At 67.6% G+C, this 12,545-nt stretch carries 10 protein-coding genes and 1 pseudogene; 8 read left to right on the top strand and 3 right to left on the bottom strand.

Annotated elements, in window-relative coordinates; translation table 11 throughout:
* Position 1: 1 nt before the first annotated feature.
* From rnhA to IU448_RS16545, 3 genes and pseudogenes are all read left to right on the top strand, one after another.
* Positions 2-478, top strand: a pseudogene (gene rnhA / locus IU448_RS28990) (ribonuclease HI); the annotation flags it as partial.
* A gap of 486 nt (positions 479-964) precedes the next feature.
* A complete protein-coding gene (locus tag IU448_RS16540) occupies positions 965-1,432 on the top strand; it encodes a YybH family protein (protein WP_195056526.1) in 468 nt (155 codons plus the stop codon).
* A gap of 97 nt (positions 1,433-1,529) precedes the next feature.
* On the top strand, positions 1,530-3,587 hold the full coding sequence (locus IU448_RS16545; protein ID WP_195056527.1) for a thioredoxin domain-containing protein: 2,058 nt from the start codon (positions 1,530-1,532) through the stop codon (positions 3,585-3,587).
* Positions 3,588-4,125: 538 nt separating this feature from the next.
* On the opposite strand, the gene IU448_RS16550 is transcribed toward IU448_RS16545, so the two are convergent.
* Together IU448_RS16550 and trhA are read right to left on the bottom strand one after the other, a co-directional pair.
* Positions 4,126-5,670 (bottom strand): adenylate/guanylate cyclase domain-containing protein, encoded by a 1,545-nt coding sequence (locus IU448_RS16550; protein WP_280458756.1) that lies wholly within the window; start codon positions 5,668-5,670, stop codon positions 4,126-4,128.
* 73 nt (positions 5,671-5,743) lie between these two features.
* A complete protein-coding gene (trhA, locus tag IU448_RS16555) occupies positions 5,744-6,382 on the bottom strand; it encodes a PAQR family membrane homeostasis protein TrhA (protein ID WP_324188634.1) in 639 nt (212 codons plus the stop codon).
* A gap of 437 nt (positions 6,383-6,819) precedes the next feature.
* On the opposite strand from trhA, the gene IU448_RS16560 reads away from it, so the two are divergent.
* Positions 6,820-7,599 (top strand): isoprenyl transferase, encoded by a 780-nt coding sequence (locus tag IU448_RS16560; RefSeq protein ID WP_195056528.1) that lies wholly within the window; start codon positions 6,820-6,822, stop codon positions 7,597-7,599.
* A gap of 6 nt (positions 7,600-7,605) precedes the next feature.
* Here the strand turns inward: IU448_RS16560 and coaA are convergent, their stop codons facing one another.
* Positions 7,606-8,538, bottom strand: a complete 933-nt coding sequence (coaA, locus tag IU448_RS16565) for a type I pantothenate kinase (RefSeq protein WP_195056529.1) — start codon at positions 8,536-8,538, stop codon at positions 7,606-7,608.
* A gap of 265 nt (positions 8,539-8,803) precedes the next feature.
* Between coaA and IU448_RS16570 the strand changes: the two genes are divergently transcribed.
* The 4 genes from IU448_RS16570 to IU448_RS16585 all read left to right on the top strand — a co-directional run bounded on the left by IU448_RS16570 (position 8,804) and on the right by IU448_RS16585 (position 12,411).
* On the top strand, positions 8,804-9,994 hold the full coding sequence (locus tag IU448_RS16570) for a DUF885 domain-containing protein (protein WP_195056530.1): 1,191 nt from the start codon (positions 8,804-8,806) through the stop codon (positions 9,992-9,994).
* Positions 9,995-10,251: 257 nt separating this feature from the next.
* Positions 10,252-11,547, top strand: a complete 1,296-nt coding sequence (glyA, locus tag IU448_RS16575) for a serine hydroxymethyltransferase (protein ID WP_195056531.1) — start codon at positions 10,252-10,254, stop codon at positions 11,545-11,547.
* A 181-nt stretch (positions 11,548-11,728) separates the two neighbouring features.
* The gene (locus IU448_RS16580) at positions 11,729-11,938 is read left to right on the top strand and encodes a hypothetical protein (RefSeq protein ID WP_195056532.1); all 210 of its coding nucleotides are present in this window, start codon (positions 11,729-11,731) and stop codon (positions 11,936-11,938) included.
* A gap of 59 nt (positions 11,939-11,997) precedes the next feature.
* Positions 11,998-12,411, top strand: coding sequence for a limonene-1,2-epoxide hydrolase family protein (locus tag IU448_RS16585; RefSeq protein ID WP_195056533.1), 414 nt, complete (start codon positions 11,998-12,000; stop codon positions 12,409-12,411).
* The last annotated feature ends 134 nt before the right edge of the window (positions 12,412-12,545 follow it).

The following is a 12,545-nucleotide window of genomic DNA, read 5'->3' on the forward strand; positions in this document are numbered from 1 at the left end:
CCTGACGGGCGTGGAGGTCGAAATCTATACCGATGGTGCGTGTAGTCCGAATCCGGGGCCCGGCGGGTGGGGCGCGGTGCTTCGGTTCGGTCGGCACGAGAAGGAGATCTTCGGTGGCGATCCCGGGCCCACGACCAACAACCGGATGGAGTTGACAGCACCGATCGAAGCGCTGGAGCGGCTCACGCGGGCCTCGGAGGTTCGGGTCTACACCGACAGCACCTATGTGCGCGATGGCATCACCACATGGGTGCGGAAATGGCAGGCCAATGGCTGGGTGACCACGAAGAAGGAGCCGGTCAAGAATGCCGACCTGTGGAAACGGCTGATGCAAGCGTGTGCGCCGCATCAGGTCGAATGGGAATGGGTGAAAGGGCATGCCGGGCACCCTGAGAACGAACGGGCCGACCGCTTGGCCGTTCGCGGCGCGTGCGAGGCCGGTGGTGTCGAGAAACAGCCCGGAAAGACGGTCCGTCGTGAGCACGCTGCCCGCAAGCCGGCCGAGGTGACCGGCGCGCGCTGCCGGGCCACCACCAAGGCGGGCCGTCCCTGCCCCACGGGTGCCGGACCCTCCGGACTCTGCCATATCCATGACCCTGCTCTGCAGTGCGGAGCAGCGACGACGAAAGGCAGGCCCTGCGGTATCGCGACCGGTGGTGGCCGGTGCACAACGCATCAGGGGGCGGAGCGTATGCCCGAGCCCGCGGCGACGCCGGAACTCGCCCTGCTGGAATTCGATGGTGATCCGGACGGTCGCCGCACGGGCCGCGAACTGTGAGTTCGCACTGAAACCGGGATCGCTGGATGGCGGATGAGGCGGCCCGGGCCGATATCCTGGCCCCGGCACACTTCGCCCACGAGGCGCAGGCCGAATGCCACGCGATCGTCGGGCGGCGTCACAATCCGGACGGCTGTGTCGTCACAGGAGGTAGCACGTTCAGTCGACCAGCAGGAGGTTCCCGATATGACCGAATCCGGTAGATCGCGGTCCCGCGCCGACCGGATCCAGGCCGATGAAGCCGAGCTCCGCCGCCGGATCGACGACGCCGTCGAAGCGCTGCGAGCCAAAGATCTCGGAGCACTGGAGCGGCTGTACACCACCGATGTCGTGTCCTTCGATATCGAACCGCCACTTCAGCATGTCGGAACAGCCGCGAAACTCGAGAACTGGGCGAAAGTTTTCCGGGTCTTCGAGACCGTGACATACGAGGTTCGCGACCTGACATTCGCCATCGGCGACGATGTGGCGTTCGGGCACGCCTTCGCGCGTCTGCACGGCATATCGACCGACGGAACTGTATCGAACGGGATCTGGGTACGGGTCACCTACGGAATGCGGAAGATCGACGGCACCTGGTTCATCGCGCACGACCAGGTCTCGGTGCCACTCGATATATCGAGCGGCAAAGGCGTGATCGACCTCGAACCGTGACAGGGTCGCCGTCCGTCTGTCGTCGGCCGGCGCAATCGGGACGGCTGTTCCGTTCTTGCCGGGTATCGCTTGCCGGCGTCTGTGGAAGGCTGGAGGGATGAACCGTCTGTCCGGTGCCACCTCTCCGTACCTGCGTCAGCACGCGAACAACCCGGTCCATTGGCGAGAATGGGATGCCGATGCGCTGGCCGAGGCGGCGGCGCGGGATGTGCCGATTCTGTTGTCGGTGGGGTACGCCAGTTGTCACTGGTGCCATGTGATGGCGCACGAATCGTTCGAGGACGAGCCGACGGCGGCGCAGATGAACGACGAATTCGTCTGCATCAAGGTCGATCGAGAGGAACGCCCCGATATCGACGCCGTGTACATGAACGCGACCGTCGCCATGACCGGCCAGGGCGGGTGGCCGATGACCTGCTTCCTGACCCCCTCGGGTGAACCGTTCTATTGCGGGACCTACTACCCGAAGGTCCCGCGCGGCGGGATGCCGTCGTTCACGCAGCTGCTCACCGCGATCACCGATACCTGGCGTAACCGGCGCGCCGATGTCGACACCGCCGCCGACCAGGTCGCCGATGCGCTGCGGGCCCAGGCGAGCGGACTGCCCGAAAGCGAACTCCGGATAACCCAGCAACTGCTGGACCATGCCGTCGCTGCCACGATCCGCGATTTCGACGAGGTACACGGCGGTTTCGGCGGCGCGCCGAAGTTCCCGCCGGCCGCGCTGCTGGAGGGTTTGCTGCGCAGCTGGGAGCGCACCGGCGATCCGCAGGTGCGCGCGGTGGTGGACCGTACCGCCGAGGCGATGGCCCGCGGCGGAATCTACGACCAGCTACGTGGTGGGTTCGCCCGCTATTCGGTGGACGCCGCGTGGGTGGTTCCGCATTTCGAGAAGATGCTCTACGACAACGCCCAACTGCTGCGGTTCTACGCGCATCTCGCCCGGCGCACCCCGGACGATCCGCTGCCCCGGCGGATCACCGAGGAACTGGTCGCATTCCTGTTCGACGATCTGGCCACCGCGAACGGTTTCGCCTCCGCGCTCGACGCCGACACCCAGGTGGAGCCGGGTGCGCCGGGTATGGAGGGCGCCACCTACGTGTGGAACCCCGCCGAACTCGTCGGCGAACTCGGCCCGATCGACGGTGCCTGGGCGGGCGAGTTCTTCGGGGTCACCACGGCCGGTAACTTCGAGCAGGGCAGTTCGGTGCTCACGCGTCTGCGCGACCCCGACGAGATCGAGCGGTTCGAACGGGTCCGCACCGCTTTGCGTGCCGCCCGGGACCGCCGCCCGCAACCCGAGCGGGACGACAAGGTGGTCACCGCCTGGAACTGTATGGCGATCACCGCACTGTGCGAGGCGGCTCGCGCACTGGACCGGCGCGACTGGTTCGACGCCGCCCACGAGCTGTCCCGGGTGATCCTCGACGTGCACGTCGCCGGTGACCGGGTACTGCGCGCCTCGCTGGGCGGGGCCGCCGGGGCTTCGGCCGGCGTGCTCGAGGACTATGCCTGGCTGGCGACCGCGCTGCTGGCGTTGCACCAGTACTCCGGGTCGGCCGGGTGGCTGCCCGATATCCACCGGATCCTGGATTCGGCGATCACCCATTTCGCCGATCCGGACGAACCAGGCAGCTGGTTCGATACCGCCGACGACGCGGAAACGCTGATCGCCCGCCCCCGCGACCCCATCGACGGCGCGACCCCGGCGGGTGCGTCCGTGCTCGCCGAGGCGCTGCTGACGGCCTCTGCCGTGGTGGAACCCGAGCGCGCCGGCCGCTACCGGGAGCTGGCCGATCGGACGCTGGCGCGGGGGGCGGTTGTCCTCGCCAAGGCCCCGCGTTCGGCCGGACAGTGGCTGACGGTCGCCGAAGCCGCGCTACAGGGACCATTGCAGATCGCGATATCCACGACTGGCGACCTACCGGTGGGGGATGTGGAGTTGCTGGAAATCGCGCGGGCCCACGCGCCCGGTGGCGCGATCGTCGTGCGGGCGGCCGCGGATACTGTTCCGCTGCTCGCCGATCGGCCCGCGATCGAGGGCACTGCCGCGGCCTATGTGTGCCGCGGTACGGTCTGCGACCTCCCGGTCACCACACCGGAGGATCTGCGTGCCGCGCTGACCGGGGGTTCCACCGCACCCGCGCCGCAGTAACGACTCGGCCCCGAGCGCTCCGGAGCGCTGCCGGAGAACGGTCGCCAAAGAGTCACGGGCAGCGCGGCGGTCACCGACCCCCGAAGCGCCGCACTCGGGGGCGCGGCGGTGTCACCTGCCCGCCCGCGCAGCGTAGTGCGCGAGACACTCTGCGCGGCAGCGCTTCGTGGTCAGGGCCCGCGGCGGCCGCCGGCGCTCCCGCGCTCGTGTACCGGGGCGGAGGATGGCGCAAGCGAAGACGGCCGGTCGACGCCTGGAGGGGACAGCCGGGCGGTATCGGCCTCGGCGCGGGTGAGCTTGCCGGGTGGGGCCGACGATCCGGCGGCAGCCGGAGAGCCGGGTGCTCACCTCGGTATCGGCACGGTCCGCTACGGCGAGGGGCCCGGGGGCCCTGGGACAGGTGGTCGGCTCGGAAGAGCGACGTGATCCCCCGGCGGCGGCCCTCGGAACAAGCGGGCTTCGGGCGGCGGGCTCCGGCACCGTGTTGCCGGCCCGGCAGGGGAGCCCTGCGAACCGGCGAGCCTGCCGCGCGGTTTCGTTACGGAGGCGTCTCCGTTTCGCGGTCGGTCCACGAGGACGTGGGTTCGGCGATACCCCGCAACGCCACGGCCCCGTACTTCACCCAGTTCTCTCGCTCGTCCGCCGCGGCCGCGTCGACGACGCTCTGCGATACCAGGATGCGTCGCGGTACCTCCTTGGCCCGGGTTGTGAGCCTGGCCGCGGCGTTCACCGCGTCACCGATCACGGTGAACTCGCGCCGGGTGTCGGTGCCGAGATCGCCCGCGAACACCCGGCCGCGGGCCACTCCGATACCGATATCCAGTTCTCCGGCCGCCGCGATCTCGTCCCGGATCCGGCGGGCCGCGCGCAGTGCGGGGGTCGCGTTGTCCCCCAGGGCTATCGGCGCGCCGAAAATACACAGCGCCGCATCGCCTTCGAACTTGTTGACCAGGCCGTCGTTGTCCTCGGTGGCCGCGACCACCGTTGCCATCAGCCGGTTGAGTTTCGCGACGAATTCCTGCGGCGGCAGCCCGGTGGAAATCGCCACCGAGCCGGTGACGTCCACGAACAGGGCCGTCACCTCCCGAACATCACCGGTGAGGTCGACCCCGCCCGCCAGCGCGCGTTCGGCGACCTCTTCGCCGACATGCCGGCCGAACACATCCCGTAGCCGCAGCCGCTCCCGCAGATTCGCCGACATCTCGTTGACCGAATGTTCCAGCCGCCCGATCTCGCTGGCACTGCCCACCGGCACCCGCACGTCCAGGTCGCCCTGAGTGATCCGGTCCACTGCTCTGCGCAACACGCGTAACGGGGTGGCCACGGCGCGGGCGAGTGCCCAGGTGGCGCCGACCCCGACCGCCAGGCTGATCGCCGCGAGGAAGATACCGGTGCGGATCCGGTGTTCCTGGGTGGAAGCGGGATCGGCCAGCACCACGATCAACGCGCTCAGCGGCATGGCGCCGGATACCAGCCAGGCCAGTGCGACCCGGACGAATACCGAGGAACTCCAGTGCATCGTCGCACCGAGCACACCGGCGACAATCGGCACCACGGGCCGGAGCACCCGGTCGACGACGAGATAGGTCAGGCCGGCCGATTCGAGGCCGCCGATGGTGAACATGGCGAGCAGGACGACGAAATCGTTCTCCTCGGTGAGCCGGGCCAGCAGCGCCGCGGAGACGACTACACCCGGTGTCCACATGGCGATCGCCCGCAGTGATACCGCAATCGGCAGCCGGAGCAGGCGGCGTGCCTCGTTCGGGGTCGGCTTGCGTGATTGGTCGAGCCAGCCGAAATAGGCCATCCGGTCGCGGATGGCCAAACCGATCCCCGCCAGGATCGCCAGCGCCGGATAGAGGGCTACGGCGGCGAGTTCGTCGAGTTGATCGGTGTCGACCCGGCTCGGGAAACCGATGAGCCACAGTTGGCCGACGATAACGGCCAGGCCGGCGAAATGGGCCGCGATAACCATCACCGACAGGCCCGAGCGGGCATTGACGCTCCAGAGCATCAGCCGGGAGATCGTTCCGGCCCGGCGCCGGACCGTACTGCCGTTCCGGCGTCCGGTATCGAAGGACACGAGTCAGCAGCCTAATCGACACAGCTGGGCATACGCCCATTATCGGGCCGAGATCGCGCGGGGGCACGGCCGCTCATCCCAGCAATACCAGCCATATCGCCACGTAGTGGCACAGCGCGGCGAGCACCGTGGCGGCATGGAAGAACTCGTGGTGACCGAAGGTGGCGGGCCACGGGTTCGGCCATTTGGTCGCGTACAGGACCGCGCCGATGCTGTAGGCGAGTCCGCCGGCCACCAGCAGCAGCACCGCCGACAGGCCCACCGACCGGTAGAGTTCCCCGCCCACCGGTACGACCGCCCAGCCGAGCAGCAGGTACAGCGGCACCCCCACCCAGCGCGGGGCATGCGGCCACAGCAGCTTCAACGCGACCCCGGCGAGCGCCCCGGACCACACCACGGCCAGCAGGATCGGGCCGGTCGGGGCGGGCAGACCGAGCAGGGCGAAGGGTGTGTAGGTGCCGGCGATGAAGAGAAAGATCATCGAATGATCGGCGCGTTTCATCCGGACCCGGGCCCGCACGGTGGTCCAGGTGATCCGGTGGTAGGTAGCGCTTATCCCGAACAGCGCGCAGATGGTGAGCCCGTAGATCGCGGTCGCGACCACCGCCGTGGCCGAAACGGTCGTGGCCGCGGCGATCAGCGCGATCACGGCGAGCGCCGCGATTGCGGTGGCCCAGGTGTGGATCCAGCCCCGCATCCGGGGCTTGACCAGGGCGACGAGGGAATCGGCCGGGTTGGGGACCGGGTCGTCGTCACCGGTGGCGGCCGGTGCGGTGCTGTCGGTGACGGAGTCGCGCGGGACGTCGGTACCCGCTTCGGCCGGGTCGCCGGGCCACAGCGGGACACCACCGGGTCTCGACAGTTCGTTATCACCTGATTTCGGATCGGCCGAGTCGAACACGGAACCTCCTGGATCGGCCGGGCGCGGCGACGCCGCCACGGCACCGAGCGGTACTGCCGGCCCGGCCGGACCTGGTGGTCGCCACTCCGGATCGCGCAGCATTCGTTGACTCGCAAGTAACCTACGCCAGCGTAGGTTACTTCGGTTGCAACTGTACCGGTTCCGGCGCGAACCCGGGAGACTGTGGCCGAGCCCACGTTCGGCGGCGAGTGCGGATGAAACCCGGGAAAGGCGTACTGTAGGTCGTCGTGGAATTTCCGAGTCGGCTGCGGGGCTTTCCCTATCGCATCTACGAGGCCCGTCTGGCCAAGAAGCTTGTGGATAAACAGCATCCGCGCCACGTCGCCGTGGTGTGTGACGGCAATCGCCGCTGGGCCCGGGAGAACGGGTTCACCGATATCACCCACGGGCACCGGGTCGGGGCCCTCAAGGTCGCCGAACTGGTCAGTTGGTGCGAAGCCGCGGGAATCGAGCTGGTCACCGTCTATCTGCTCTCCACCGAAAACATGCGCCGCGGCCAGGAAGAACTGGAAACGCTGTTCGAGGTCATCACCGACGTCGTCGAGGAACTGGCAGCGCCCGAACAGAACTGGCGGGTTCGGATCGTCGGCTCCCTCGACGGCCTACCCGAGCTGGTCGCCAAACGGATGCGCACCGCCACCGAACGCACCCGCGAACGTACCGGCACCCACGTCAACGTCGCCATCGGCTACGGCGGCCGCCAGGAAATCGCCGACGCGGTCCGCCAGCTGGTCCGCCAGGAGATCGCCGCCGGGGAAACCGGTGAAGACCTGGTCCAGTCGATCACGGTCAACGCCATCGGCCAGCACCTCTACACCTCCGGCCAACCCGACCCGGACCTGGTGATCCGCACCTCCGGCGAACAACGCCTCTCCGGGTTCCTGCTCTGGCAGAGCGCCTACTCCGAAATCTGGTTCACCGAGGTCTACTGGCCCGAATTCCGCCGCGTGGATTTCCTGCGCGCCCTCCGCGATTACGCCGCCCGCCACCGCCGCTACGGGACCTGAAGAGAGCTAGAGCTTCCGGAGGCGGAGGCGGTTGATGCTGTGGTCGGAATCCTTGCGCAGGACCAGCGTCGCGCGCGGGCGGGTGGGCAGGATGTTGTCCACCAGATTGGGCCGGTTGGTGGAATTCCAGATGTCCTTGGCGGCTGCGGTCGCCTCGGAATCGGTGAATTTCGCGTAGTGGTGGAAATGGGCCTTGGGGTCGGCGAAGCCGGTGGCGCGCAAACTCAGGAATCGGCGTACATACCAGTTCTCGATATCTTCGATCCGGGCGTCCACGTAGATCGAGAAATCGAACAGATCCGAAACCATCAGGCGGGGGCCCGTTTGCAGGACATTCAGGCCCTCCACGATCAGGATGTCGGGTTGGTGTACGCAATGGAACTCGCCGGGGACGATATCGTAGGAAATATGTGAATACACCGGCGCGCACACCTCTTCGGCGCCCGATTTCACTTCGGTGACGAAACGCAGCAATTTCCGCCGGTCATAGCTTTCCGGGAAACCCTTGCGGTGCATGATGCCGCGGCGGGTGAGTTCGGCGGTGGGATAGAGGAATCCGTCGGTCGTCACCAGATCGACCCGCGGATGGTGATCCCAGCGGGCCAGCAGCGCCTGCAGCACGCGAGCGGTGGTGGATTTGCCGACGGCGACACTGCCGGCGACCCCGATCACGAACGGCACCTGTTTATCGGGATGCGCTTCGCCGAGGAAGGTGGCGGTGGCGGCGAACAGCCGTTGTCTCGCCGCGACCTGCAGGTGGATGAGCCGCGCGAGCGGCAGATAGACCTCCGCGACCTCTTCCAGATCGATTTGCTCGCCCAGACCACGCAGCCCGATCAATTCCTCTTCGGTGAGCACCAGCGGAGTCGATTTGCGCAGTGCACGCCACTGTTTCCGGTCGAATTCCACATAGGGACTGGGCTCGCTCGCCTTGGCCATCTATTCAGCGCTCCACTCTGCCGGACACTCGTTTTCACGGTGCCGTACCTGTGAGATGCCGTGCTCTCGGTGGCCCGGAGTGCGGTCGGTCCGGCGCTCTGGCTGTGCCCTCATGGGTGAATTCTGCCCCTCGGGTACGAGCGGACCGACGAGGGGGTCCATTACAAGTCGGTATGAGTACGGCCTCCGGGAGCTTCCGGGCAGGTAGCCGTTCGCACCCCGCACCGGCCCGCGGCCCACCCCGTTCACGGCTATCGTCGGAGGGATGCACGCCCATCCTCTGGTAACGGAATACCTGCGGCTCGGATTGGCATTCGACCGGCTCGAAGCGGGTTTCGTCGACGCCTACACCGGCGACCCGCGGTTACGGCAGGCCGTCGAGAACGCACCCCGGCCCGAGCCCCGGGAACTGGCCCGCACCGCCGCCCGGTTGCGGTCCGAACTCCCCGCCGCGGACCTGGGCCCGCAGCGCACCGAGTTCATCGATGTCCACCTGCGGGCGCTGGAATGCTCCGCCCGCAAGTTCGCGGGCGACGAGATCGGCTTCGTCGACGAGGTCAGCGCGTACTTCGACGTGGATATCGCGCCCGGCGATCCGGCCGATTACCACGAGGCACACCGCAAGATCGACGAGGTACTGGGCGGCGAGGGCCCGCTCGCCGAGCGGATGGCGGCCCACCGCAAAGCCGACGAGATCCCGCCGGAGCGCCTGGAAGCCTGCGTGCACGCATTCTCCGGCGCGCTACGCGAACTGGTGCGGCAACGGTACCCGCTGCCCGACAACGAACACGTCACCTACGAAGTGGTCGGCGACAAGCCGTGGTCGGGGTTCAACTACTACCTGGGCAATTATCGTTCGAAAGTCGCGATCAATTCCGATCTGCGCCAGCATATGGCGGCACTCCCGAAACTCATCGCGCACGAGGCCTACCCGGGTCACCACACCGAGCACTGCCGCAAGGAAGCCGGACTGGTGGCCGCGGGCCAGGGTGAGCAGACGATCTTCCTGGTGAACACGCCACAGTGCCTGATGGCCGAAGGTCTCGCCGATCTGGCACTGCGCTCGATCATCGGCCCCGGCTGGGGGAAATGGGCGCAGGAGATCTACGCCGACCTGGGCCTGCGGTTCGACGGTGACCGCGCCGAACAGCTGTCGGATGCCTCGGCGCAACTGCTCGGTGTCCGCCAGGATGCGGCACTCATGCTGCACGATCAGGGCAAGGACGCCGACGAAGTGGCCGGCTTCCTGGAACGCTGGTCGTTGACCACACCCGACCGCGCCCGCCAATCGCTGCGCTTCCTGTCGTCCCCGCTGTGGCGCGCCTACATCAGCACCTACGTGGAGGGCTACAAACTGCTCGGCAGCTGGCTCGACCGAGCCACGGACCTCGACGACCGCGCCGACCGGTTCCGCCGCCTGCTCGATGAACCCCTCATCCCGTCCTCGCTGCGCTGATCCGTCCGGCCAACCCGTTTCGGGGTCTATTGCGGGACCGGCGTCTACTGCGAGCAGCGGGTCTACTACGAGACTCGCGTCCAGCGCGAGACCAGGGTCTACGCCGACAGCAGCGCCTACCTCGAGAACGGAGAGGCAGCAGGGCCGACCCCGAGCAGGTGGGATCAACCACGAGAGCAGCGCCGACTCGGACGCCAGGGGGCAACAGGCCCCACCCCCCGACGTCTGATGCGGCACCGTAAACATAGACTGGCGTCGTGACGCAGACGACCGCCTCTGTCAATACCCAGTCTCTCGGTGAGCTCGATCCGGAGCTCGCCGCCGCGATGGCGGGCGAGCTCGCCCGTGAGCGCGACACCCTGGAGATGATCGCGTCGGAGAACTTCGTGCCGCGCGCGGTGCTGCAGGCGCAGGGCAGTGTGCTCACCAACAAGTACGCCGAGGGTTACCCCGGCCGCCGCTACTACGGCGGTTGCGAACATGTCGATGTCGTGGAGAACCTGGCCCGGGAACGCGCGAAGGCGCTGTTCGGGGCGGAGTTCGCGAATGTGCAGCCGCATTCGGGCGCGCAGGCCAATGCCGCGGTGCTGATGTCGCTGATGGACCCCGGTGATCGGCTGCTCGGGCTGGATCTGGCGCATGGCGGCCATCTCACACACGGTATGCGGCTGAACTTCTCCGGCAAGCTGTACGAGGTCCATTCCTATGGTGTGTCCAAAGAGGACCACCGGGTGGATATGGACAATGTCCGGGCGATCGCGCGGGAATCGCGGCCGAAGGTGATCGTGGCCGGTTGGTCGGCGTATCCGCGGCATCAGGATTTCGCGGCGTTCCGGGAGATCGCCGACGAGGTCGGTGCCTATCTGTGGGTGGATATGGCGCATTTCGCCGGGCTGGTCGCGGCCGGGCTGCATCCGTCGCCGGTGCCGTACGCGGACGTCGTCTCCTCCACTGTGCACAAAACGCTCGGCGGCCCGCGGTCCGGTCTGATCCTGGCCAAGCAGGATTACGCCAAGAAGCTGAACAGTTCGGTGTTCCCGGGTCAGCAGGGCGGCCCGCTCATGCATGTCATCGCGGCCAAGGCGGTGGCTTTCAAGATCGCGGGCACGCCGGAGTTCGCCGAGCGGCAGCAGCGCACGATTTCCGGTGCGAAGATCCTGGCCGAACGTCTCACCGCGGCCGATGTCGCGAACAACGGCGTCAGTGTGCTCACCGGCGGTACGGATGTGCACCTGGTCCTGGTGGACCTGCGCAATTCCGATATCGACGGCCAGCAGGGTGAGGATCTGCTACACGAAATCGGTATCACGGTGAACCGGAACGCGGTCCCGTTCGACCCGCGCCCCCCGATGGTGACCTCCGGCCTGCGTATCGGCACCGCCGCCCTGGCCACCCGCGGTTTCGGTGATACCGAGTTCACCGAGGTCGCCGATATCATCGGCACCGCTCTGGCCGGGGGCGCCGATCTGGACGCGTTGCGCGCCCGGGTGACGAAACTCGCCCAGGACTTCCCGCTGTACCAGGACCTCGAGGACTGGAACCTCCTGGGCTGATATCCACGCGGCGGAACCGGCTCGGGCACAACAGGTCCGGGCCGCCGCCGAGTGTGATCATCGCGGCGGTCTCCACCGGGTGGCGCCGCGCTGGAGCATGATGCCGGCCGCTGCCGCCGGTCGGGGACAGGGCCTACGGGAAACCCGCTCACCCGGCGAGTTCGACGACTACTGTGCTCGTGTGGGGATCACCGAATACGCACCGGGCGACGTTGTCCACTTTCCCGCAGGACCGTTCTGGGATGTCTGTGGAGTCGTCCGGGAGGTCGACACCGGGCGCGGCGAGCTACGCATCGAATTCGATGAGGGGCTGGTTCACCGCGACGGTGGGGTACTGCGGGGCCGGCGGCACAGCATGACCGTCCGGTTCGACGAGGTCGAGCTGTTCTAGCCGTGTGGTCCGGGAGCGTATTCTGCGCCGAGTACCGGTGCCCGGTCTAGGCTCGGGAGATGGAAACCGAGCTGAACCAGAACGCGGTCACCACCGTCCGCGAATTCTTCACCGCGATGGAGATCGGCGCGATCGGCGAAGCGCTGGAACTCGTGCATCCCGATATCGTCTGGAAGAACACCTCGCTACCGGACGTACGGGGCGCGCGGCGGGTCGGCAAACTGCTGCGCGGGCTGGACCGGGAGCAGTTCGGGTTCTCCGCGCGGATGCACCATATTGCTGCCGACGGTGCCGTCGTGCTCACCGATCGCACCGATATCCTGCGCTTCGGGCCGGTGCGTATCGAGTTCTGGGTGATGGGCACCTTCGAACTGGTGGACGGCCGGATCATTCTGTGGCACGACCATTTCAGCTGGGAGAATTTCCTGCGCGGCACCGTGATGGGCCTCGTCGGGGCCGTTCTCGGCCGCTGACCGCCATGGTGGCCGGGCCTCGCGGTTTCAACGGCCGTTCGAGGGCGCCGTAGCGGCCCTCGAACGGCCTCGCCAGGTGGTTCGACGGACGGTCGGCGCCGTACTTCACGAACCTGTGCAGTCCGGGTACGGCA

It is taken from the genome of Nocardia flavorosea, assembly GCF_015477805.1.
Lineage (GTDB): Bacteria > Actinomycetota > Actinomycetes > Mycobacteriales > Mycobacteriaceae > Nocardia > Nocardia flavorosea_A.